General features: G+C 32.8%; 22 protein-coding genes, 1 other RNA gene and 1 pseudogene. 2 read left to right on the top strand and 22 right to left on the bottom strand.

The genetic code is table 11. From position 1 onward, the window contains the following. Positions 1–24: 24 nt before the first annotated feature. The 5 genes from AOB58_RS02560 to AOB58_RS02540 all read right to left on the bottom strand — a co-directional run bounded on the left by AOB58_RS02560 (position 25) and on the right by AOB58_RS02540 (position 3,115). Positions 25–1,158: a THUMP domain-containing class I SAM-dependent RNA methyltransferase gene (locus AOB58_RS02560; RefSeq protein WP_002507591.1), complete on the bottom strand. Its 1,134-nt coding sequence runs from the start codon at positions 1,156–1,158 to the stop codon at positions 25–27. Positions 1,159–1,329: 171 nt separating this feature from the next. Next, positions 1,330–1,705: RNase P RNA component class B (gene rnpB / locus AOB58_RS02555), an RNA gene on the bottom strand. Positions 1,706–1,842: 137 nt separating this feature from the next. Further along, positions 1,843–2,202: a cell division regulator GpsB gene (gene gpsB / locus AOB58_RS02550; RefSeq protein WP_002507590.1), complete on the bottom strand. Its 360-nt coding sequence runs from the start codon at positions 2,200–2,202 to the stop codon at positions 1,843–1,845. An 11-nt stretch (positions 2,203–2,213) separates the two neighbouring features. Further along, positions 2,214–2,780, bottom strand: a complete 567-nt coding sequence (locus AOB58_RS02545; protein WP_064782910.1) for an SLOG family protein — start codon at positions 2,778–2,780, stop codon at positions 2,214–2,216. Further along, positions 2,777–3,115, bottom strand: a complete 339-nt coding sequence (locus AOB58_RS02540) for a DUF1798 family protein (RefSeq protein ID WP_002507588.1) — start codon at positions 3,113–3,115, stop codon at positions 2,777–2,779. Before AOB58_RS02540 ends, AOB58_RS02545 begins: the two co-directional genes overlap by 4 nt. 249 nt (positions 3,116–3,364) lie before the next feature. Between AOB58_RS02540 and recU the strand changes: the two genes are divergently transcribed. Beyond that, positions 3,365–3,991 carry a Holliday junction resolvase RecU gene (recU, locus tag AOB58_RS02535; RefSeq protein WP_002507587.1) on the top strand — a complete coding sequence of 209 codons (627 nt, stop codon included), beginning with the start codon at positions 3,365–3,367 and terminating at the stop codon, positions 3,989–3,991. Beyond that, positions 3,988–6,042 (top strand): annotated as a pseudogene (locus tag AOB58_RS02530) (transglycosylase domain-containing protein); the annotation flags it as partial. The gene recU and the pseudogene AOB58_RS02530, both read left to right, overlap by 4 nt. Before the next feature lie 377 nt (positions 6,043–6,419). On the opposite strand, the gene AOB58_RS02525 reads toward AOB58_RS02530, so the two are convergent. From AOB58_RS02525 to ndk, 17 genes are all read right to left on the bottom strand, one after another. Beyond that, on the bottom strand, positions 6,420–6,749 hold the full coding sequence (locus AOB58_RS02525) for a YpoC family protein (protein WP_021339202.1): 330 nt from the start codon (positions 6,747–6,749) through the stop codon (positions 6,420–6,422). A gap of 5 nt (positions 6,750–6,754) precedes the next feature. Next, positions 6,755–7,414: an endonuclease III gene (gene nth / locus AOB58_RS02520; RefSeq protein WP_002507584.1), complete on the bottom strand. Its 660-nt coding sequence runs from the start codon at positions 7,412–7,414 to the stop codon at positions 6,755–6,757. Beyond that, entirely contained in the window at positions 7,404–8,090 is a 687-nt protein-coding gene (locus AOB58_RS02515; protein ID WP_021339203.1) for a DnaD domain-containing protein, read from the bottom strand. Before AOB58_RS02515 ends, nth begins: the two co-directional genes overlap by 11 nt. Before the next feature lie 95 nt (positions 8,091–8,185). Continuing rightward, positions 8,186–9,478 carry an asparagine--tRNA ligase gene (asnS, locus tag AOB58_RS02510; RefSeq protein ID WP_021339204.1) on the bottom strand — a complete coding sequence of 431 codons (1,293 nt, stop codon included), beginning with the start codon at positions 9,476–9,478 and terminating at the stop codon, positions 8,186–8,188. 96 nt (positions 9,479–9,574) lie between these two features. Beyond that, positions 9,575–12,274 (bottom strand): helicase C-terminal domain-containing protein, encoded by a 2,700-nt coding sequence (locus AOB58_RS02505; protein WP_064782909.1) that lies wholly within the window; start codon positions 12,272–12,274, stop codon positions 9,575–9,577. A gap of 23 nt (positions 12,275–12,297) precedes the next feature. After that, positions 12,298–13,269 (bottom strand): biotin--[acetyl-CoA-carboxylase] ligase, encoded by a 972-nt coding sequence (locus tag AOB58_RS02500; protein ID WP_021339206.1) that lies wholly within the window; start codon positions 13,267–13,269, stop codon positions 12,298–12,300. After that, complete coding sequence (locus AOB58_RS02495; RefSeq protein ID WP_064782908.1) at positions 13,256–14,461, bottom strand: CCA tRNA nucleotidyltransferase; 1,206 nt, start codon at positions 14,459–14,461, stop codon at positions 13,256–13,258. The genes AOB58_RS02500 and AOB58_RS02495 overlap by 14 nt, the downstream gene beginning before the upstream one ends. Before the next feature lie 9 nt (positions 14,462–14,470). After that, positions 14,471–15,601 (bottom strand): N-acetyl-alpha-D-glucosaminyl L-malate synthase BshA, encoded by a 1,131-nt coding sequence (bshA, locus tag AOB58_RS02490; RefSeq protein WP_064782907.1) that lies wholly within the window; start codon positions 15,599–15,601, stop codon positions 14,471–14,473. 32 nt (positions 15,602–15,633) lie between these two features. Beyond that, positions 15,634–15,951 carry a nucleotide pyrophosphohydrolase gene (locus AOB58_RS02485; RefSeq protein WP_002512428.1) on the bottom strand — a complete coding sequence of 106 codons (318 nt, stop codon included), beginning with the start codon at positions 15,949–15,951 and terminating at the stop codon, positions 15,634–15,636. Between the two features lie 372 nt (positions 15,952–16,323). Further along, positions 16,324–17,019, bottom strand: coding sequence for a zinc metallopeptidase (locus AOB58_RS02480; RefSeq protein WP_002512429.1), 696 nt, complete (start codon positions 17,017–17,019; stop codon positions 16,324–16,326). A gap of 6 nt (positions 17,020–17,025) precedes the next feature. After that, on the bottom strand, positions 17,026–17,658 hold the full coding sequence (locus AOB58_RS02475) for a DUF1405 domain-containing protein (protein WP_064782906.1): 633 nt from the start codon (positions 17,656–17,658) through the stop codon (positions 17,026–17,028). 4 nt (positions 17,659–17,662) lie between these two features. Further along, the gene (locus AOB58_RS02470; RefSeq protein ID WP_064782905.1) at positions 17,663–18,223 is read right to left on the bottom strand and encodes a YpiB family protein; all 561 of its coding nucleotides are present in this window, start codon (positions 18,221–18,223) and stop codon (positions 17,663–17,665) included. An 18-nt stretch (positions 18,224–18,241) separates the two neighbouring features. Beyond that, on the bottom strand, positions 18,242–19,489 hold the full coding sequence (locus AOB58_RS02465; protein ID WP_021339210.1) for a tetratricopeptide repeat protein: 1,248 nt from the start codon (positions 19,487–19,489) through the stop codon (positions 18,242–18,244). A 4-nt stretch (positions 19,490–19,493) separates the two neighbouring features. Then, positions 19,494–20,792 (bottom strand): 3-phosphoshikimate 1-carboxyvinyltransferase, encoded by a 1,299-nt coding sequence (gene aroA / locus AOB58_RS02460; protein ID WP_021339211.1) that lies wholly within the window; start codon positions 20,790–20,792, stop codon positions 19,494–19,496. Between the two features lie 9 nt (positions 20,793–20,801). Further along, entirely contained in the window at positions 20,802–21,869 is a 1,068-nt protein-coding gene (gene aroB, locus AOB58_RS02455) for a 3-dehydroquinate synthase (protein ID WP_064782904.1), read from the bottom strand. A 38-nt stretch (positions 21,870–21,907) separates the two neighbouring features. Continuing rightward, positions 21,908–23,074, bottom strand: a complete 1,167-nt coding sequence (gene aroC, locus AOB58_RS02450; RefSeq protein ID WP_021339212.1) for a chorismate synthase — start codon at positions 23,072–23,074, stop codon at positions 21,908–21,910. A gap of 396 nt (positions 23,075–23,470) precedes the next feature. Then, entirely contained in the window at positions 23,471–23,920 is a 450-nt protein-coding gene (ndk, locus tag AOB58_RS02445) for a nucleoside-diphosphate kinase (protein ID WP_002507569.1), read from the bottom strand. Positions 23,921–23,928 lie beyond the last annotated feature (8 nt).

Below are 23,928 nucleotides of genomic sequence, written 5' to 3'. Positions count from 1 at the left end.
TCTACTTTTCACTCTATTAAATTTTTAATTTTGAGGTTTTCTCTTACCCCAATACTGATAATACGTACATTCAATATATCCATTAAATAACTTTCTACGCTTAGTTGCCTTCTGGTTAACTAAATGTTCAAATTCTGTACTACTTGTCAAAATATAAGTTGATAGATGAGGATGTTGTTGCATTAGTTCACCTATATAGCGATACATAACTTCTACTTCATCACGGTCCCCAATACGTTCACCATATGGCGGGTTGCCTATAAGTGCGATTGGCTCATCTGTATCTATTGTAAGTGTATTAACATCTTTCACGCTAAATTGAATAATATCAGCTAATCCCACTTCTTCAGCGTTTCTGCGTGCAATATCTATCATTTCTGGATCGATATCCGAAGCATAAATTTCAAGTTTTCTATCGTAATTAGCTTGTTGGTCTGCTTCGTCTCTCATTTCATCATATAAATTGTCAGGCATCATGTCCCATTTCTCAGAAACAAAATCACGATTAAATCCAGGAGCAATGTTTTGCGCGATTAAGCAAGCTTCTATCGCTATTGTGCCAGAACCACAGAATGGATCTATTAACGGTGTGTCACCTGTCCAATTCGCTAAACGAATTAAGCTTGCTGCTAGTGTTTCTTTAATTGGTGCTTCACCTTGAGCTAAACGGTAACCACGTTTATTCAACCCTGAACCAGAAGTGTCTATTGTAAGGAGTGCATTATCTTTTAATATTGAAACTTCTACTGGGTATTTTGCACCTGTTTCATTTAACCAACCACGTTCTTGGTACGCACGTCTTAAACGTTCAACAATTGCTTTTTTTACAATTGCTTGGCAATCAGGCACACTAAACAACGTTGATTTCACACTACGGCCTTGTACTGGGAAATTACCATCTTGTTCAACGATTGTCTCCCATGGTAAGGCCTTTGTTTTTTCAAATAACTCATCAAATGTAGTGGCTTTAAATTGACCTACTACAATTTTAATTCTGTCGGCTGTACGTAACCATAAATTACACTTAACAATTGCAGATTCGTCACCTTCAAAAAATATTCTGCCATTTTCGACAGTTGTTTCATAACCTAATTCTTGAACTTCTTTCGCCACAACTGCTTCTAATCCCATAGGACATACGGCTAATAATTGATACATTAGTTTGCTCCTTCTTAAATAAAGATTTACTTATATTTTATCAAAAAATTTTTTAAATAGATATGACAATGTACTAAGTTCTAATGCAACTCAGTTTAATGAATACCTTCTATAACTTTAGAAATTAAAAAAGCTCTCCTATGTGGGAGAGCTTGGGTCTAGTGATGATATTTCTGTAAGCCATGTTTTGTACCGTTGTACTGCAATCGTGTACTAGATACACTCGTACGCTGGTGGTAACCATCTGTCTACATGCTTTTAAAAGCATGTCCTATTTATACGTTGAATTCCGTTAAATAAGTGCTCCTACCTAATTTGGATTGCTCACTCGAGGGGTTTACCGCGTTCCACCTTTTATATTTCTATAAAAGCTACGTCACTGTGGCACTTTCAAACTATTTTAACCGTATCTATAAGACTTAGGTTATTTCATTGCCGTCAATTTAATGCCTTGACTTATTTTTTCATCAAGCACGAACACTACAATCATCTCAGATTGTGTGAGCATGGACTTTCCTCTATATTGCTATAGCGATCACCCAAAACACCATCTTTGAAAGTATACCATGCTTTAGACGGCTAAACAAATAAAATAAACCAAGTTTTGAATGAAATCAAAACTTGGTTTTATGTAGATGAAGCTATATCTACGATTTGCACACACTATAATTATTCATTAGCGTGTTATTTTCCAAATACCGCTTTTTCTAAGTTAGAAATTCTTTTTAGAATATCAACATTATTATTGTTATTGTTGTTATTACTCTTAGTTGCAGCATTACTATTGGAAGAGAAATTCTTATTTTCTTGTGGTCTTGACGTCGCTACACGTAATCTAAGTTCTTCAAGTTCTTTTTTTAGTTTGTTGTTTTCTTCGGAAAGCTTAACAACTTCACTATCTAAGTCTGACATTTTTTGATAATCCGCTATGATGTCGTCTAAGAAGGCATCGACTTCTTCCCTTCTATAACCACGTGTCATAGTTTTTTCAAAATCTTTTTCATAAATATCCTTTGCTGATAATTTCAATGAAATATCTGCCATTTTTTCCCACCTCATTCGAAACTTTGTTCTTGAGACCACTGTAAATCATTGATGAACTTAGTTAATTCATCGAACGTCACAATGTCACAAGTATAATTTGTTTTTTCCATAAAATCAACTAACATTTGCTTGAAGAATTTTGGACTTGCTTCTTGCTCCTCATCATATATTAATAATGTTTGATCTGTATGATCTAACATGAACTGATTTGTCTGTTTAAATTGATGAGGTCCTTCGTATGGTGAATGAAACACACTATCTACAAAATCAGCCTTTTGCGTGATATTTTGGTATTTAGCTTGATTTTGTTCGTTCCATCTATCGCTGTGACCATGAAATGGCGTAATAATACCTAATTTAAGTTCTGGATGTGTTGCCTTCAAATCAAGTACTACTTCTGCTGTCCATAACTCTATACCCATCTGTCCTTGTATTAATACCCATTCTAAGCCTTCTTCAATCAATTGATTTAATTTATGTGCTATAAATTTTTTTAAATAGGAAACTTCTGGAGCATCATCTTTGAAAATATTAAGTTCATAAGATTTATAACCTGTGACATAAACTGTTTTTATCATAGATACAACTCACTTCTTTGAATATAGCTTAAATCATATTGAACAGCCTTAATTTTTTCTGTGAACAACTTTCGGCTTGAGCGTTTAAAATGGCACTCCACAGATAATTCTTCGATATTAGAAACTAATAAATCAAATTTTTGTTTGTTCATATATTGCAAGCGAAGTATTTGAGTTTCATATTGAATAAAGGATGTGAGTAATTCATCAATATTGTTCGTGAATGGGACGACAACAGAATAAAAATCATAATCTTCGCCAGATGCTTTTACGGATTCATATTTATCTTGCATAAGCTGTACATCATCTAATAATTGCGTAATTAACTGTTGCATGAAGTTTCCTCCTACACAATAAATTTACCATAAAAGATAATGTGAGTCATTTCTAAAGCGTCGTCTTACATTTATGTTATAATAGCGCCTTAATTAGTTCCAAATATTGTTTAATTATGCAAAGCACGTTAAAATGTACTTGATGTATTTGTAAATACATTGATTCATATTTCAAGGTTTGGAAAAATTTGCCAAAGTCGGGTATAATGGAAAAAGTTTTTGATTTCCAAACTAAAGTGGTGAAAAACAATGAATTACCCTAATGGGAAACCATTTAATAGAAATAAGTCTCAAGTCGGACGAACTCATAAGGGTCAAACGGGTAAAATAGACTATGGTGGCAGAGGTATGACGCTTGAAAATGATATCGAACTGTCGAACACATACTATTTGAACCATGGAATGGCGGTTATACATAAAAAACCAACGCCTGTTCAAATCGTAAATGTTCATTATCCTATGAGAAGTAAGGCTGTAATTAATGAGGCTTATTTCCGAACGCCGTCTACAACTGATTATAATGGTATTTATAATGGACATTACCTTGACTTTGAAGCGAAAGAAACGAAAAATAAGACTTCTTTCCCATTGAGTAATATGCATGAACACCAAGTTTCACATATGGCGTCTTGTTTCAAACAAAATGGGATAGTATTTTTATTAATTCGATTTAAAACGCTTGATGAAGTATATCTCCTTCCCTATTCTAAGTTTAAATATTTTTGGGAAAGACATACGAATAACATTAAAAAGTCGGTAACGGTTGAAGAAGTAAGAAAAAATGGTTACTATATTCCTTATCAGTATCAACCACGATTGAATTACCTCAAAGCTGTTGATAAGTTGATATTAGATGAAAGTGAGGACCGCGTATGACGGAGAAAAAAAGGACTTCCCAATCTAACAAGAAAGGCAAGTCCGATCAAAAAAAGAATAGGAATATTAAACGAACGATAATCAAGATAGTTGGCTTTCTTATCATTGCGTTCATTGTCTTAGCGTTAATAGGTATCTTGTTATTTGCTTATTATGCTTGGAAAGCTCCAGCGTTTACTGAGTCAAAATTACAAGATCCAATCCCAGCTAAGATTTATGATAAAGATGGAGAATTGGTGAAAACAATTGATAACGGACAACGACGTGAACATGTTGAATTAGATGAAGTGCCTAAAGGAATGAAGGATGCTGTATTAGCTACAGAAGATAATCGCTTCTACAGTCATGGTGCACTAGACTATAAACGTCTGTTCGGCGCTGTTGCCAAAAATATTACTGGTGGATTTGGTTCGCAAGGTGCATCGACTTTAACACAACAAGTTGTTAAACGATCATTCTTGACAGATAAAAAATCTATTGCACGTAAGGCACAAGAAGCGTACTTATCATACAGATTAGAACAAGAGTACAGTAAAGATGAAATATTCGAAATGTACTTGAACAAGATTTATTATTCTGATGGTGTTTATGGTGTGAAAGCGGCAGCTAAGTATTACTTTGATAAAGAATTGAAAGATTTGACTTTAACTGAAGAAGCATATCTTGCCGGTTTACCACAAGTACCAAATACGTATAATGTTTATGATAATCCTGAAGAAGCGGAATCACGTAAAAACACTGTGCTTTATCTCATGGAATATCATGATAGGATTTCCAAAGAAGAGAAAGAAAAGCACAAGATACTAAAATACAAGATACACTTGTTCAACGAACTAATGAAGAGCGACAAGTAAGTAAAGATGATTCTAAAAAAGAATATGATTCATATATTAACTTTGTAAAATCAGAACTTATGAATAATAAAGAGTTTAAAGATGAAGATTTAGGATCTGTATTAAATAGTGGTATTAAGATCCATACAAATATGGACAAAGACGTTCAAGAAACATTGCAAGATCGTATTAATAATGGTAGCTACTATAAAAATGAGGATCAACAAGTTGGTTCATCTATTGTAGATAGTGAAACTGGCGAACTTGTTGCAATATCTGGTGGTAGAGATTATAAAGACGTCGTTGATAGAAACTTAGCAACAGACGCACACCCTACCGGATCGTCTTTAAAACCATTCTTATCTTATGGCCCAGCAATTGAAAACATGTCTTGGGCAACTGACCATGCTATGAAAGATGAAGAGGAATACCAAGTTGATGGTGTTACATTCAGAAACTATGACATGGAAAGTCACGGAACGGTTAAACTTTATGATGCATTACGTCAAAGTTTCAACATCCCTGCCTTAAAAGCTTGGCAATCAACGAAAGAAAATGCTGGAAATGATGCGCCGAAGGAATTCGCTGAAAAAGTAGGATTAGAATATGAAGGAGATATTGGACCTTCTGAAGTACTAGGTGGTTCTGCATCTGAGTTCTCACCTACACAATTAGCATCAGCATTTGCATCAATTGCAAATGGTGGCGAGTACAACAATGCGCATTCAATTGAAAAAGTTGAAAAACAAGATGGTGAAGTCATTGAATATGACCATACAAGCAAAAAAGCTATGAAAGATTCTACTGCTTATATGCTAGCTGAAGTGCTAAAAGGTACATTTGAAGCTTATGGTTCTGCATATGGACACGACATCTCTGGAGTAAACATAGGCGCTAAAACAGGTACAGGTACGTATGGACAACAAACTTACCAACAATATAATTTACCTGATGATGCTGCTAAAGATGTTTGGGTTAATGGTTTCACACCTAAATACAGTATGTCTGTATGGATGGGATTCAATGAAGTTAAACAAGGTGGAACTAACTCCTTTGTAGGAAGTGATGAACAAGAATATCCTCAATTCCTATTAGAAGATGTAATGTCTACTATTTCACCACGTGATGGTGAAGACTTTACGAAACCAGACTCTGTTAGCGGAGACAGTAAAGATAATTTATCAGTTAAAGGTGAGTCTGATGACAATACAACTGATAATAATCCTAAAGGTCAAGGCAATAACAGCGATTCAGACAGTGACTCAGATAATGATTCGGATAGTGATTCAGACAGTAATAGTTCAAGTAATAACAATACTGGTAGCACAAATACCAATAATACAAGTGGTGCAAACACTACCAATGCAAACGGTACAAATACTACAAATGCAAATAGAAGTGGCACAGCTACTTCAAATAGTACACAATAACAAGACTTCAATTTTAAAAGACCCGGTTTCCATATTAATTGGAAATCGGGTCTTTGTTTTTAGTTAAAGTACATTTATACATATTAATTCATCAAATAAATACAATAATGAATAAAAAACAGCGTAATTGTTCTAACTTTGAGAGCTTACACTGTTTTTATTGTTTTAATGTTTGTTTTTTAGACGAATTTGATAAGATGCGTTCATTTTAATAAGTTCTGATTTTAATGTTTTCATTTGGCTGTAACCCATAAAATGATATTTACGTGCTATCATATAATGATATCTTTCTTCGAAATTCATTGGAACGACAGCATATTCATCTAAGTATTTAAAATCAATAATTTCAATACCATTAATTTGTTGAAAGTAAAGTTGAATCAGATTAAAGTATTGATCTAACAATCGTTTTGCTTCTGGTGATTTTAGTTTTTTTACTTTCGCGTATGAATCCAATTCCAGTTCTAACTTTGTAAAATCTTCTTTTGTAATCATTTTGTTCATGCCTCTTTCAAACTTGCCTTATAGCGCTTTTGACCTTCTCTACAATCTTCGAATAATGGGCAAACATCGCATTTCGGTTTACGTGCTAAGCAATGATAGCGACCGAAAAATATGAGTTGATGATGTGTTTTGTTCCATCTTTCTCTAGGAACTACTGTACACAATTTATCCTCTACTTGACGTACATTATCTTTCCATCGACATATACCTAAACGTTTTGAGATACGTTCTACATGTGTATCTACAGCTAATGAAGGTTCTCCAAAAGCTACGCTCATAACAACGTTGGCCGTTTTTCTACCCACACCTGCTAAGCTTTCTAACTCAGCGTGTGTTTGAGGAATCTTACCATCAAATTTATCTAAAAGCGATTGACTTAATTTTTGAATATTTTTGGCTTTATTTCTATATAAACCAATAGTACGTATATCATTTTCTAGTTCTGAAATATCCACACTTAAATAATCTTCTGGTGTTTTATATTTTTCAAATAAAGGTTTCGTAAGTTTATTTACAGAAATATCAGTTGTTTGTGCAGATAAGAGTACAGCAATTGTAAGTTCAAATGCATTGTCATGGACAAGTTCACATTCAGCATTTGGAAACATTTCAGCTATGACATCAACCATTTCAAGTGCTTTTTTATTACTTACCATTTGGATTCTCCCCATTCAGCCAATCAAATTTAGGGACCTTACTAACTGTATGTTTCATTTTAGGTTGGTTAAATTGGCGGCTAATTTTTTTCGAATCTTCAATCGTTTTTACATTATTCTTTTTCCAATTTAGTAAAATACGATCGATATATTTAAAACTCATTTTATTTTGGCTCTCTGCTTCGTTTAAAGCAGCTTGAATGACACTTAAATCATGTTTATCTATATCTAACCATTGATTTAATGTTTCTATCTCATATGGAGATAAAGGTCTGCCAAACGCTTGTTCTATTTTTTGAAATAATGTATTGAACTCTAGCTCAGATTCATGTTCGACTTGTTTTACATTCATTTGTTGCATAATTTCACTTAACCTATCATAGAATTGGTCAAGGTTCATATATTCAGTGAACTTACCTTCTTCGTCCTTATTAACATTAAGTTCTAGTAAATCATGCTGTATTAAAGTTTGAATGATTGAAGTGATTTCTCTTGAATCTAATGCAGATCCTTGCTGTAAAGTTTCAATTGAAGGTTGTTTATTAGATGTTTCAGAGGCATGTAATAATTTGATTAAAATCACTAACTCTGTTTCATTTAAGCCTAATTCATTGTAATGATCAAGTAGTTCTTTTCGAATTACAATAGGTCTTGTTTTTAATTGTTCTCTATCCAAATTAACCCTCCCATCTTTGATATTGTTATAAAAACGTCCAGCCATTATTTGTGGACTGGACGCTGTTTGTGAATCTTATTATATTATTTAAAATATTATGGATATAATCGATTAAGTAAGCGTGGGAATGGTGCTGTTTCACGAACGTGATCCACACCGGATAACCAAGCCACAGTTCTTTCTAAGCCTAAACCAAAACCACTATGAGGTACGCTGCCATAACGACGTAAATCTAAATAATAGCTATAACTTTCAGCGTCTAAGCCATATTCATTAATACGTTGCTCTAGTAAGTCAAGGTCATTTATACGTTCAGACCCACCTATAATTTCACCATAACCTTCAGGTGCAATTAAATCTGCACATAGTACAGTATCTTCATTTTCTGGATTCGGTTGCATATAAAAAGGTTTAATTTTTGTTGGATAGTTAGTGATAAACACTGGTAAATCATAATGATTAGCGATAGCCGTTTCATGAGGAGAACCGAAATCTTCGCCCCATTCTATATCGTCAAAACCTTGTTCTTTTAAGAATACTACAGCATCATCGTATGTAATACGTGGGAATGGTGTAGTTACTTTTTCAAGTTTAGATGTATCACGTTCTAATACATTAAGTTCAAGTTTACAATTTGTCAATACAGATTGAATCACATATGTCACATATTGTTCTTGAACTTCTAAACTTTGTGCATGTTCACAAAAAGCCATTTCAGGTTCAATCATCCAGAATTCAATTAAATGACGACGTGTTTTAGATTTTTCAGCACGGAATGTTGGACCAAATGAGAACACTCTACCGTGAGCCATTGCAGCAGCTTCCATATAAAGCTGTCCACTTTGTGATAAGAACGCGTCTTCATCAAAGTATTTTGTATGGAATAGCTCACTTGTGCCTTCAGGTGCACTTGCTGTTAAAATAGGTGGATCAATTTTTGTGAAACCATTGTCATTAAAGAATGCATAAGTTGCACGAATAATCTCGTTTCTAATTTTCATTACAGCATGTTGTTTTTTAGAACGTAACCACAAATGACGATGGTCCATTAAAAATTCTGTACCATGACTTTTAGGTGTAATTGGGTAATCATGAGCTTCTGAGATTACTTCTATTGATTTCACTTGCATTTCGTAACCAATATCTGAGCGATTATCTTCAGAAATAACGCCAGTAATATAAATAGATGATTCTTGTGTTAATTCTTTAGCTAATTTAAATGTTTCCTCAGTTACTTCTGCTTTTGCTACGACGCCTTGCATAAAGCCTGTACCATCTCTTAATTGTAGGAATGCTATTTTCCCACTTGAACGTTTATTAGTTAACCAAGCGCCAATAGTAACTTCTTGGTTAAGATATTGTTTAGCTTCTTTAATCGTTGTCTTCATAGCCAGTCTCCTAATAATATTGTAGTCTTCTTTTCTTTATCCTTATATATTTTAACAAAATAGATGTATAAGTTCTAGTTGTGGGTGCTGAGTTTATTAATTACGTTTGTCCTCTTTTTTTAATTTCTTGAGTATGCTTGAAAATTGTTTGATATCACCTTTATTTTGACGGTAACTCTCTAACGATTGTTCAAAAAATTGTTTGTAATTACTACGAATTAAGCGATCATCAAAGGATACGATAATGCCTTTATCATTTTCACTACGTATCAATCTACCGAGGCCTTGTCTGAAACGCGTTACAGCATCAGGTAATACATAATCTTTGAATGTAGAAGTAAACTCAGATTCCATTAACCAATATTTTGTATTGTTTTGATTCATAAAAGGTAACTTAGCAATCATGACGCATTTTATGCCATTAGATTGAAAGTCAAAGCCTTCAAAAAATGTACCTGTGCCAAGTAAGATTGCTTTATTAAAACTATTAAATTGTTGAACAATCTTATAGTTTTGATTTTGCTGTTGTGTCAAAACGACATAGTCTTCAAATTCCGGCAATTCATTTAATAACTCTTGAACCATATGCATCATTTTATAACTTGTAAATAGTATTAAACATTTAGACTCTACAATGTTAATATACTCAATCACGTAATTAACGATAGAACTCACATAATCATCAATACTTTTATAATTATATGAAGCCACATCATTAGGTATGAATACGGTAGTTTGGTTTGGTGACATTACCTTCGAATCAATCTCATACGTGTTAAAGACGATATCTTTATTAAACCAATGTTTGAAATTTTCAAATGAATGGTTAAACGTTAATGTGCCTGAAATAAATGTAAGTGATTTAAATTTATCTAATACTTGTGTCGTTAATATTTCTTTAACATCATAGTCTTTGACATTAAGTCTAATTGTTGATTTTTGATTTATATTTTTAATTGATAAATAACTTGTGTGGTTATTTTTTAAACTGTGCTCAATTTCTTTAAAACGATCATTAATATAAAGTATTTGTTTGCGCACAGACTTGATTGTTTTGTGACTCATACCATTGAAGAATTCTAAAGTCATATTAAGTTTATGAATAATTGAATGTAAATCGTTCAAAATTGGTGCAACGTTAAAATGATAGACAAAATGGAGCTTGTGAACTTCATCGTCATGCACTTCAGAACTTTGAATGATTTCAAAAATAGTAGTGAATAATTGTTCATTTAAATCATGTATCTCATTGACTGTTGTTTTTAACCCGAAAACATCTATAGGCGGTATATCTAATTTTTCAAGTATTCTTTGTTGTTCTAAATGATCGATAGATTTAAGCAGCTTATCATTTTCTGTCTTACCAATTAAGCCGAGTTGATATTTGATATCAGAATAACTCAATTCATTGGTTACTTGGCTTAAAGCATAGTCAGGCAAGCGATGTGCTTCGTCGATAATGCAATCATCAAATAATTGATAAATAGAATTATCATGTGCAGCATGTATTAAATGGGCATGATTTGTAATACCAATTTGAATATTTTGAGCATTTCGTTTAATGAAGTTGAAGTAATGTATATCATTTCGAACAGGTACATAAGTCTCTAGCTTTTGTTCGAAATACATTTTTTGTCCGCCCTTTAAGTCTAGCTCTTGAATATCACCTGTGTCTGTTTCGGTAATCCAAATTAATAATTGCATTTTTAATATACCGACTTCATAATTACTGGCTTCTTCTTTCAAGATTTGGCTGATTAAACCTAATGAAATATAATCACGTTTACTTTTTATTAAAGTAGCATTTATTTTGAAATTTAAAGCTTGCTTAAGCGCAGGTATATCTTTTTCCAATAATTGGTTTTGTAATAATTTAGTATTAGTTGAAATCATTACGTGTTTACCAGTTTCAATGTTATACATTAAAGAAGCGAGTAAATACGCAAATGACTTGCCACTTCCAAGTGGTGCTTCAATCATTGCTTTTTCACTATTCATTAACTGTTCTAAAATAATCTCTGAAAGATATAATTGTTGTGGTCGATAGGTCAAATTAAGTTCCTTAGTAATCAAGGTATATAAATCTTTCAAAGTGCCATCAAAATCTACTGTTGGTGCTTTGAAATCTTTTTGTTTTTTATAAATAATTTGTTCGAATTGGTCATAAACATCCTCTAGTGACTTATCTTTATGATTACGTACCATCTCAAATAAAATATCATGTAAATCATATTTTAAATTCTTACTTAAATAATATAGTTGTTTCAAAGTATCTAAAGGCAACATTTCGAATTTCTCAAATGCGAGTATCATAAGTTGCGCTGTTGTAGCAGCATCTTCGTCAGCACGGTGTGCGTTGTTTAGAACAATGCCATGTGCTTCTGCTAACTCACTTAACTGGTAACTTTTATCTGTTGGAAAAGCGACTTTAAATAATTCTAACGTATCCATTACTTTTTTGGGACGATAGTTGATATCACAATTTTTAAAAGATTTTTTTATAAAGTTCAAATCAAAAGCAACATTGTGTGCCACGAAGATACAACCATCAATTTGTTTATAAATATCTTCAGCTATTTCATGGAAATATGGTGCTTGATTTAACATTGCTTCTTCTATTGATGTTAATGCTTGTATAAAAGGAGGAATTTCTAAATCTGTTTTAATCATTGAATGGTACGTGCCGATTATTTTATTTTCACGAACAAAAGTAATACCTATTTGAATGATTTCATCATAGTCTAATTGGTTTCCTGTTGTTTCTAAATCCATAACGGCATAACACGGTTTTGTCATTCTCATTCCTCCTTTCAACGAGGTTAAAATTCTATATCTGCACTGATTAAACGATGTTGATTGTTTTCTTCATCCAATACAAGTAAAAAACCATCTTCATCAATATCAAGCGCTTCTCCGTGGAATTGTCTACCATTCTCGGTAAATCTTAATGTTTTATTCCAAATATTCGAGGCTGCTATGTATTCGTCTCGAATAGTTAAAAATGGTTCTGCAAGAAATTGTTTATATCGATATTCAATATGACTTACAAGCGATTGTAAAAAATAGTAGCGGTTAATTTTTTCGTCAGCATGAATGCGGACACTTGTAGCTTTTTGTTGTAGTTCATTACTAAAATCTTCTTGTAAATGGTTCATATTAATACCAATGCCGCAAATAACCGCTTCAATACCATCACTATTCGCAACCATTTCTGTCAAAAAGCCACAAACTTTTTGTTTATTTATATAAATATCATTTGGCCATTTAATGGTAACCGGATCGATACTGAACTGTTGTATCGCATCTCTTATGCCTAGAGCCATAAATAAATTAAATTTTGTTATCATTTCAAAAGGTACATCAGGTCTTAAAACAATCGACATCCACAAGCCCTTTCCTTTGGAAGAGGACCAAGGCCTATTGAATCGGCCTTTACCTTGTGTTTGTTCATCACTTAAAATAAGAAAGGTATTTGTATTACCTACTAATTTTTGCTTAGCCAGTAATTGAGTTGAATTAACACTTTCCAATATTTCAACATGATCAAATACATTTTGTGCTTTTAGCATTGGTAATACAATGCCACTATACCATTTATCAGGTAATTGGATTAAGCGATGCCCTTTATGATTCACTGATTCAATCTGACACCCTTCTAATTTAAGTTGATCTATTACTTTTTTTACAGCTGTACGTGAAATGCTTAGTTGTTCTGCTATAAATTGACCCGATATGTAATCAGGTTGGTGCTGATATAACATTTGAACAACATCTTTACTATACTTGGACATGTGTTTTCACCCACTTTAGCAGTTCTGGTTTAAAGTTTTTGACCTCACCTGATAGTATGGCACATTCAACTTGACGTAATATGGGTTTAAGCCATGCACCACTTGGTTTATCTAATACTTGTAATATATCTTTACCATTTATATCCATTTCTTTTCTTGATGAAATCGGTAACTTTTGGCTAATTTCATTGATGGAAGCAGCATTAAAAATCAATGGAGATACTTTTATAATATTATTACTATTGAGCATACGTTCATAACTTAGTACTTGTAGTATATCTTCTTTTCCGAAATCATAAACAAATAACTTCAAACTTTGTTTGCTGTGGATTTCTGGCATTTGTTGTAACATGCGTTCGAGTCTAGTGATATATTTCTTTTCATTGTTGCTAATTTTCAAATCTGACAGCTGTGTGTCAACATCGGGTTGTTGTGCTTTTAAGAATGCAATTAACATTGATAATGATATTGATTCTTCTAATATGAATTTTGATAAGTCAAAACGTTTAAAAAATGGTATATAATTAAATGTATTAAAGTACTTTAAATTATTGAAACTTTGGGCCACATATTGACCTAATGTTAATTTTTTAAGTTCAATTACGATACGTTCAATAGATAAATGCGCAATATCTGCTATATGGGCATGCATACCATTAAATGTAGCTTTCTCCAACGTAAACCCAAGTTGTGATTGAAAGCGCAAACCTCTAATAATACGTAATGCATCTTCGTTAAATCGTTCTGCTGGATCTCCAACTGTCTTGATTAATCGCTGTTCTATATCTTTTAGTCCATCAAAGTAATCATGGATTTGATAATTCACATCCATAGCAATGGCATTCATTGTAAAATCTCTTCGTTTTACGTCTTCGTATAAGTCTCTTACAAAAAAGACTTCATTAGGTCTACGATGATCATCATACTCACCTTCAGCACGAAAAGTTGTCACTTCATATTGATCGCCATTATAGACGACATTAATCGTGCCATGTTCCCTACCAATAGGAATGGTCTTATCAAATACTGCTTCAATTTCATCTGGTGTGGCACTAGTCGTAATATCGATATCATGAATTGATTTTTGCATTAAGTAATCTCTAACTGCCCCACCAACATAAAATGCTTGGTACTGATGTTTTTGTAAAGTTTCTAAAATTGGCTTTGCCGCTTCGAATAATGTTTTAGTCATTGTTACCCTCTAACATTTTTTGTAGTAATACTCATATTGATCTGCAATTAAGTTAGACGAAAAGCGTTCTGAGACATCTGCTAGCATTTGTGTTTGCATTGTTTTATAAAGCTTTGCATCTGTGAGTAATTTTAAGGCATACTCACTTGCGCTTGTACTATCACCTACATCAACTAAAAAACCAGTATCTTCATGTTTAATGACTTCTTTAATTCCACCAGCCGTAGATCCAATTGGCACTACTCCAGATTTCATTGCTTCAAGTAGTGTTAGACCAAAACTTTCTTTTTCACTTAGTAGTAAGACTAAGTCTGAAATTTGATAAAATTCACTAACCCAATTTTGTTTTCCTAAAAAAAGAACTTCATCTTCAATATTTAGATCACGTGCTTTTTGTTTCATATCCATTAATTCTGGACCATCGCCTAATAATAATAATTTTGACGGCATAGATTTATGTACTTTTGCAAATGTATCGATAATTGTATCAATACGTTTTACACTTCTGAAGTTTGAAACATGAATTAAAACTTTCTCTTCTGGTTTTATTCCATAACAAGCTTTTAATCGTTCATCTTCTTCAGTTTGTACATCGGGTTTTGTTGGAAATTCATTTTCCCGAACAAAATTATATATTGGAATAATTTCTTTGTTTGTTTCAATGATATCATTAGTTTGTTTTGCGAGTGACTGGCTTACACTCGTCACAATATCGCTTTCTTCTATACCAAATTTAATTGCGTTTTTTAAAGAATGATCATAACCTAGTACAGTTATATCAGTCCCATGCAATGTAGTCATAATTTTAATGTCTTTTTTGGACATTTGTTTTGCTAAAATACCACAAACTGCATGAGGGACTGCATAGTGCATATGTAACAAATCTAAATCATACTCATTGATAACCTCAGCAATTTTAGTACTTAAAGTTATGTCATAAGGAGCATACTGAAAAACAGCATACTGATTGACTTCAACTTGGTGAAACGTGATATTTGGTAATGGCTTGCGTATTCTAAAAGGTATATTAGATGTAATAAAATGGATGTCATGCCCACGTTCAGCAAGTTTTATGCCTAATTCAGTGGCGATGATTCCAGAACCACCCATAGATGGGTAACAAGTAATGCCTATTTTCATAAGGTGGGACACCCTTTCTATTTCAAATTAAATTATTTTCGTTCAAAACGATCTTTATCACGTGTATTAAATTTTTTCATTGTTTCATCAAAGCTTTCTGTCATATCAATATCTAAAGAATTGGCAATACATAATAAAACGAATAAATTATCACCTAGTTCTGCTTTAATTGTATTTTCGTCTTCTGTCTCTTTTTTCTTTTTCTCACCATGGTAGTGATTAATCTCTCTTGCCAGTTCACCAACTTCTTCAGTTAATCGCGCAAGATTAGCTAAGGGAGAGAAATACCCTGTTTTAAATTGACCAATATAGTCATCCACTTCAGTTTGCATATTTTTCATAGTCTTCATCATATACGCCTCACATTCTAACGGTTTCTTATATAGTATAGACTAATTTTAGGCTTCATGCATTATTCCTGCAATAGTTAACCGTTATATTATTTACTATTTGACTATAATCGTTTTAATTTGTTTATTTCATTATTACACGTAATTAAGTAGTAACCACTTCTTTTTAAAAGTGAGTAAATTAATATTTTTGCTTAGATGTGTTTTTTGGTGAGATTTAAATCCGAAATAATAAGAATGTCAGTTTAAACAAAAATGGAAGCAAGACAGAAATCTAATTTTTCTAATAAGATTTCGTCGTTTCACTCCTGCAAAGATGACTAAAAAAATAAGGTTGAGACATAATTATATGTCTCAACCTTATTTATATTATTATTCACTTGATCTAGCAATAAGAATAAATCTTGCAAGCTCTGCTAATGCAACTGCAGTTGAAGCAACATAAGTCATTGCCGCTGCTGTAAGTACTTTTTTAGCATGGCGGTGTTCTTTTTCATTAACAATGTCTAAGCTTTTTATTTGTTTCATAGCTCTACTACTTGCGTTAAATTCAACTGGTAGTGTAACAATTGAGAATAATACTGCAAGAGACATGAATGCAATTCCAATCCATAATGCTGTAGAACCTAAAGTACTTTGCATAGTAGTTAAAATAATACCTGCAAATACTGCTAAGTAACCAACTGAGCTACCTACGTTAGCTAGTGGTACTAAAGATGTTCTGAATCTTAAGAAGAAATAACCTTCTGCGTGTTGTATCGCATGACCAACTTCGTGGGCTGCAATTGCTGTACCAGCAACTGAAGGTCTACTGAAGTTAGCTGGTGATAACACGAGAACTTTTTTTCTAGGGTCGTAATGATCTGTTAAGAACCCTTTTCCTTCAACGACATCAACATCATAAATGCCGTTTGCATGAAGTATTTCTATAGCAACTTCTTGACCTGTCTTACCACTTGTCGATCTTACTTGTGAATATTTTTCATAATTAGACTTAACTTTGTGCTGCGCCCATAAAGGCAATACCATTAGAATAACAAAATATATAATCATATAGATAAAAGACAAAAATCCTCACTCCTTTATAAACATTTTACTGTGAACGTTAATGATGGTCAAATATTTTATCCTTTTAAATCGAGTTAAATTTAAATATAGCACTAAAGGTATGACACTTAACCAAAACGCGAGGTAAGCAATACCTTCAACATGGTTAGCAATGAAATCATAGTAAGGATATTGCATAAATACATAATCAATAATGTCATTATGGAATACCCATATCACAGCAATAGTAAAAGCAAGAATAGTAATTTTAAATCTTGGGTAAAAGAAAAATGCCTCTATAGCCATAATACCGTGAGAAAATATAAGCATACAGCCAATAATTGTAACTGAGTCGTATTGTATAAACATAATGATGTTCATAATAACTGCCCATACACCATATTTTATCAGCGATACAAAAGCTAAAGCTTCAATAATTGGTAAGTTCTTACCTGCGATAAGTCCGATTAATGCAATACATAAAAATAATGAAGCGGTTGGACTGTCTGGCACAAACGGTATGAACTGCCAACTCGATACACTCAGTTGATTACCATACCATATATAACCATATATCGTGCCTAATAAATTACAAATAAGCAGAAAGTAAAGTACACCTTTATTATAAATGAGTAAATGCCATAAAGATTTTATATTCATAAGGTCAATCCTTCATTGTTTTTTTTACATTTCTTAACTCAAAAGTATTAAGGATTTGAGTTAATTGATAAAACAGTGCTTTATCATGCAATTGTAAACTTAAATCAATATTATCTTGTAAATGCGTGATAATAGAGGACTCGCTTTGCTTTGATAGCGGGATACTATAGATGTCTTGCATATACATAGCATAGTATGGTGAATGTAACAATTGCATTAATAATAATTCATCTAAACGAGTCTCTCGAGATTGTGCTTTGCTAAAATGCAGTTTGATATCAAAAGACACAGCATCATTTGCTATATAATTGAAGATTTCGTCACTATTAATCAACTGCTGGTTTTTAAGTGTAAACCTGATTCCTTGTTGCTCAGTATCTTCCATAGCAATTTCCAAAATATGATGATCGGAAATGAGTTCATCCACAAAATGAATTTGTTGTAGTAACTCAGGTGAAGACTTAATTAAGTTTAATACCCACACACTAATCCTAGATTTAAACTGATATTGAAAAAGCAGATATTCAATGAAATTAGCTTTCACTTGTTGTAGGGTATTACTCATCTTACTCACCTTCCTTGACTAGAAAGATAATAATCTTTCTGCTTCATCATGCCATGTTTCATTGCTTGGATCTAATTCCAGTAATTGATTTAGCATTGTTTTTGCTTGTTCAATTTGTCCGATTTCAACTAGATAGAAATAATAATCACTTAGAAACGCAGATTGCGTGTGCAATGTTGGATATGCTAATTCAAAGAAATGTTGTGCTTCTTTGTCACGTTCCTCTTGTCCTAACGCAAATGCTAAATGCCACATAAACACGGGATCTAAATCTTCTTCATCAACATATTTCAATAATGCTATAAGTGCCTCGTAGTCTTCTTCTTGTCTATATAAATCACTTAGGATTAAAAGTGGTTCTTGGTAAGCATTATCAACTTCTAAGGCTTGCAATAATAATTGTACACCTTCATTAGCATCGCCATGTTCAATTGCTATACTGCCTGTTGATACCATCAACTCTTTATAAAATTGACTTAATCTCAAGCCTTCTTTACCAATTTCAATGGCTTCTGCATGGTTATGTTCATTTTCATAAAGTTGTTGCAGATAAAAATAGCCTTGTAAGAAGTCAGGATCTTTAGATAATAGTGTTTGAACTAAATTAATTGCTTCTTGAGAGAGCTCATTTTTTTCATAAGCAATCGCTTTTTTAAAGTAATCTTCAGAAACCATTTCTTCTTCATTGATTTCATCGAACATTTTAATCGCATCACTGTAGTTTCCACTTTGCAAACTACAATCTGCTAAGCGAGAAAATAAATTTGTGCCATTCACTTGATATTCGCCTGTTTCAAGCACAGTTTCGTATTCAGAAACTGCACGTAAGTATTGTCCGTCAAAATACAATAATTCAGCAAGTGCATAGTGTATAATTGGATCATTTGGTTCTATATCTATGGCGTCGACTAATTTATCTATCGCAACTTCTAACATATTTAATTGTTGATATAAATCAGCTTCTAACATTAAACGTTCAGTTGATAATTCAACTTGGTTTAAATATTCTAAAGCTTCATCAGTTTGATTCTCAGCCATTAAACCTTCGATGAAGTAGATAAGTAGTTCACTTTCATCAGGATATTTATGGTATAACGTACGGAATACTTCGAGCCCTTGAGGCATTAAACCGTAATTATATAACGTTTCACCAAGTATAAAAAGTGCATCGTCCTTTGGAGAACTTAATGCTTCATTCACACGAGTGTCTAAGTTATCTAATTTTTGTAAGTTGATATCGTCTATGAGTTTATAGATATCTTCCATACTTTTATCCCTCTTTTTCTAATTGTTTTAACTTCGTTAAGAAACCTGGGAAAGAAACATTTACAGCATCAAATTGATTAATAGTTAACGATTCATCTGTTAATAATGATGAAATAGCAAGCATCATACCTATACGATGATCAGTAAAACTATCGACTGTTGCTGTTTGCTCCATAGTTGAAGGATGTATAATCATACCATCGCTTGTTGGTTGTAACATAAATCCTAATAAATTTAGCATATTCGCAGTCGTATCAATACGATTTGTTTCTTTAACTTTCAATTCTTCTGCATCTTTTACAATACTTGTACCTTCAGCTTGTGAACATAGTAATGCTACAATTGGAATTTCGTCAATTGCTCTTGGCACTAAATCTCCATCAATTTGGAGTGGTTTCATATCAGGTGAATATTGTATGCGGATTGAAGCAGTTGGTTCTGGACCATCTGTTTGATTGAATAGCGTAATGTTCCCTTCCATTTGTTTCACGATATCTATAATACCTGAACGTGTTGGGTTTATGCCAACATTGTGAATTGTAATATCACTGTCTTTTGTTATCAAGCCCGCCACTATAAAATATGCTGCTGAAGAAATATCACCTGGCACATGAAAATCTACGGATTGAATATGTTCGATTCCTCGTTTTGGCATTTCTATCGTTTTCCCATCAGTAGTAATAGGAATATGGAAATGTTGGAACATCGTTTCTGTATGATTGCGTGTTGTACCTAATTCTTTAACAGTTGTCGGCTCTTCTGCAAACAAACTGGCGAATAAAATTGCACTTTTCACTTGTGCACTCGCAACTTCCATTTGATAAGACATGCCGTTAATTTGTGCAGGTTTAATGATTAGCGGTGTGTAATTATTATCGACGCCTGTTATATTAGCGTTCATTAAGCTTAAAGGTTTCATAATTCTGTCCATCGGTCTTTTACCAATAGATTCATCACCTGAAATAACAGTTTCAATGCCTAAACCACTTAACAGACCAGCCACCAAACGTGTCGTTGTACCAGAATTACCTGTATAAAGTACTTGATGAGGCGTTTTGAAGTGTTTATAACCAGGAGAATTAATTTCTATTTTATCTTCGCCAACAGTAATTTCAACACCTAATTGTTGGAAAATTTCCACTGTATTCAGGCAATCTTCACCAAGAAGTGGTTTATATATTGTAGAGGTGCCAGATGCAAGAGAACCTAACATAATGGCTCTATGTGTCATAGATTTATCTCCTGGTACTTCTATTTCACCAATCAATGGTCCGTTAATATCAATTGTTTTACTGTTTGTCAAAAAATCCACCTACTTTTTAAAATATGTTAGGAAATCTGTGAATGCATGTAGAAGTGTTGGCTTATCTATGTGTTTTACCACAGGATTGCCAATGCCATCCAATAATACCATTTGAATCCCTTGTTGATCATTTTTCTTATCTTTTAACATGAGTTGATATAAGGTTTCAAACTCAAATTCATTAATGATATCTAATGGGTAATTTAATGAGACTAAATAATTAAAATAATGAGATATATCAAAATCTCTATTTAAGACTTTATTAGCAACAATAAATTGATAAATAATGCCTATCATCACTGCATGGCCATGAGGAATTTTAAAGTTGTATTCAACTGCATGTCCAAATGTGTGACCTAAATTTAAAAATTTACGGACATTGGATTCCTTTTCATCTTTGACGATAATATTTAATTTCGTTTGGATTCCTTTAAATAAATAATATTCAATTTCATTTAACGAAGCGAGTACTGGCTGATCAGAGTATTGTGTTTCAATATTTTGTACAGCTTCCATGTCACTCAATAAGGCATGTTTATAAACTTCTGCATACCCACTTAAAATTTCTCCATAGGGTAAAGTTGTTAGAAAGTTCAAATCATAAATAACGGCATTAGGTCTATAAAAGGCGCCTATTAAATTCTTACCATGTTTAGAATTAATACCTACCTTGCCTCCTACACTTGAATCATGTGCAAGAATAGTCGTTGGTACTTGAATAAAATCTACACCTCTTAATAAGGTTGCAGCAAGGAATCCTGTAAAATCGCCAGTAGCACCACCGCCAACTGCGATTAAACAAGTATCACGTGTTAATTGTTTACTGAGTAATACTTCAATCGTTTCTTCATAAAAGGCTAACGATTTTGTCGTTTCACCAGAAGGAATGATAAGTTTATGTGCGCCATATTCAGAACTGATAAAATCTATCTTTTCATTCCAATTATTATTTACCGTTTCATCAACTACCAACACAACATCTTTATAATCATTTATATATTGATGTAATTGATCTAATGCATGGTGTTCTACAATAATTGGATAGTTATTGGATGTATAAGTAGTTTCTAATTTCATATGCTCACCTAGTTACTTCATAAATTTTAAATTGCTACTTAGTATTCTATATTTAATAAACGACGCTCATCTATTTGTGATTTTAACTGTTCTATATGATTACTTTGAAATTCTTCAAGTAATGCTTTTGCAATTTCAAATGCTACAACATTCTCAACTACAACACTTGCTGCGGGTACAGCACAGCTGTCAGAACGCTCAATAGAAGCTTTAAATGATTCTTTTGTATTAATATCAACGGAGTTTAGTGGTTTGTAAAGTGTTGGGATTGGTTTCATTACACCATTAACCACGATAGGCATACCATTAGACATACCACCTTCGAATCCACCTAAATGATTTGAACCTCTGTAGTAACCATTTGTAGTATCATACAAGATTTCATCTTGAATTTCACTGCCTGGTTTTTCAGCTGCTTTGAATCCTTCACCAAAGCTTACCCCTTTAAATGCATTAATACTTACAACGCCTTGGGCAATTCTACCATCAAGTTTACGATCGTAATGTACATAACTACCAATACCTACTGGTAAGCCTTCGACAATTGTTTGAACTACACCGCCTATTGTATCGCCTGCTTTTTTAGCTGAGTCAATTTTATCACGAATTTCTTGAGCTATCTCATCATTTACAACACGAACATCATTTTTATCAATATTAGCTTTAATCGTTTCAAGGTCATATTCGATATCATCTTTGATGCCACCAATTTCAACCACTCTACTATAAAAGTTAATATCTAATTGTTTTAATAAAATTTTAGAAACTGCACCTACTGCAACACGTGCAGCAGTTTCTCTTGCTGAAGAACGCTCTAACACGTTTCTTAAATCTCTATGATTGTATTTCATACCACCAATTAAATCAGCGTGGCCAGGGCGTGGTTTAGTAATTACACGTTTCATATTGTCTTGATCTTCTTCACTTATTGGATCAGCACCCATGATTTTCTTCCAATGTGTAAAGTCATCATTTGTAACAATCAATGTGATTGGACTACCTAAAGTATAGCCATTACGCACTCCTGAAACAATTTCAACTGCATCCTTTTCAATTTGCATGCGACGACCTCTGCCGTATCCACCTTGTCGTTTAAACATTTCTTCATTAATATCTGCTACGTTGATTTCTAGATTTGCTGGTACACCTTCAATAATTACAGTTAACTGTGGTCCATGTGATTCACCAGAAGTTAAATATCTCATACTTTTCCCACTCCGTTCCTTTAGTACTTTAAATTATAATATTCTCTATATCTTATCACATTCAATTGTTCAAATTAACAGAAAAATTTACAAATATTGAATCTTATGAAAACTTCCATGTTTTAAGTGTAACATTTGAATATTTTTTATAGTAATAACTTTAGATTTTATATAGAAATATTAACATTTTCCAATATTATCTATTTAATAGGAGGAAAAGAAAGCAAAGGTTCAATTTGATTTCTTACTCTCCATCTACAACATTTTATACACTATACTTAGTATAGTGTATAAATAAATGTTAAACATAAAATAAAAAAGCTAACTGAATTTTTCAGTTAGCTTTTTTATTATAATAATTCATTTCATAAAGCCTATGATTTATTGAAGTTAACGTTATTCGTATAACCATGCTTCACGTGATCCAGTATAATCACTTAATTCTTCAGCTTTAAACCAAAGGTTAATTTCTTTTTTAGCTGATTCTACCGAGTCTGAACCATGAATAATGTTTCTACCTACAGTTAAACCTAAGTCTCCTCTAATAGTGCCTGGTGTAGCTTCAGATGGATTAGTTTTACCAATAATATGACGCGAAATATTTACTGCATCTTCACCTTCAACTACCATAGCGAAAACTGGTGCAGAAGTGATGAAGTCAATCAATTTGTTATAGAACGGTTTATCTGTGTGTTCTGCATAATGTTCTTCTGCAAGTGACTGTGGTACAGTCATAAATTTACCGCCTACAAGCTTTAGTCCTTTACGTTCAATACGAGAAATGATTTCTCCTACCAAATTGCGTTGTACCGCGTCTGGTTTGATCATTAGAAATGTTCTTTCCATAATGTGTG

This window comes from Staphylococcus sp. AntiMn-1 (assembly GCF_001663395.1).
Classification (GTDB): Bacteria; Bacillota; Bacilli; order Staphylococcales; family Staphylococcaceae; genus Staphylococcus; species Staphylococcus equorum.
The sequence above is the reverse complement of the archived record's forward strand: the minus strand, read 5'-3'. Positions and strand labels throughout refer to the sequence as shown.

Bases quoted from the DNA above. Each gene is read 5' to 3' on its own strand.
- AOB58_RS02505 (WP_064782909.1), bottom strand. From the start codon at position 12,274: ATGACAAAACCGTGTTATGCCGTTATGGATTTAGAAACAACAGGAAAC.
- bshA (WP_064782907.1), bottom strand. From the start codon at position 15,601: ATGAAAATAGGCATTACTTGTTACCCATCTATGGGTGGTTCTGGAATC.
- AOB58_RS02525 (WP_021339202.1), bottom strand. From the start codon at position 6,749: ATGATTACAAAAGAAGATTTTACAAAGTTAGAACTGGAATTGGATTCA.
- AOB58_RS02495 (WP_064782908.1), bottom strand. From the start codon at position 14,461: ATGACTAAAACATTATTCGAAGCGGCAAAGCCAATTTTAGAAACTTTA.
- asnS (WP_021339204.1), bottom strand. From the start codon at position 9,478: ATGAAGACAACGATTAAAGAAGCTAAACAATATCTTAACCAAGAAGTT.
- AOB58_RS02475 (WP_064782906.1), bottom strand. From the start codon at position 17,658: ATGAATATAAAATCTTTATGGCATTTACTCATTTATAATAAAGGTGTA.
- AOB58_RS02540 (WP_002507588.1), bottom strand. From the start codon at position 3,115: ATGCAACAGTTAATTACGCAATTATTAGATGATGTACAGCTTATGCAA.
- aroB (WP_064782904.1), bottom strand. From the start codon at position 21,869: ATGAAATTAGAAACTACTTATACATCCAATAACTATCCAATTATTGTA.
- nth (WP_002507584.1), bottom strand. From the start codon at position 7,414: ATGGTAAGTAATAAAAAAGCACTTGAAATGGTTGATGTCATAGCTGAA.
- AOB58_RS02465 (WP_021339210.1), bottom strand. From the start codon at position 19,489: ATGGAAGATATCTATAAACTCATAGACGATATCAACTTACAAAAATTA.
- AOB58_RS02485 (WP_002512428.1), bottom strand. From the start codon at position 15,951: ATGAAGACTATGAAAAATATGCAAACTGAAGTGGATGACTATATTGGT.
- gpsB (WP_002507590.1), bottom strand. From the start codon at position 2,202: ATGGCAGATATTTCATTGAAATTATCAGCAAAGGATATTTATGAAAAA.
- ndk (WP_002507569.1), bottom strand. From the start codon at position 23,920: ATGGAAAGAACATTTCTAATGATCAAACCAGACGCGGTACAACGCAAT.
- AOB58_RS02470 (WP_064782905.1), bottom strand. From the start codon at position 18,223: ATGAGTAATACCCTACAACAAGTGAAAGCTAATTTCATTGAATATCTG.
- aroC (WP_021339212.1), bottom strand. From the start codon at position 23,074: ATGAGATATTTAACTTCTGGTGAATCACATGGACCACAGTTAACTGTA.
- AOB58_RS02545 (WP_064782910.1), bottom strand. From the start codon at position 2,780: ATGATAAAAACAGTTTATGTCACAGGTTATAAATCTTATGAACTTAAT.
- AOB58_RS02500 (WP_021339206.1), bottom strand. From the start codon at position 13,269: ATGTCCAAGTATAGTAAAGATGTTGTTCAAATGTTATATCAGCACCAA.
- AOB58_RS02560 (WP_002507591.1), bottom strand. From the start codon at position 1,158: ATGTATCAATTATTAGCCGTATGTCCTATGGGATTAGAAGCAGTTGTG.
- recU (WP_002507587.1), top strand. From the start codon at position 3,365: ATGAATTACCCTAATGGGAAACCATTTAATAGAAATAAGTCTCAAGTC.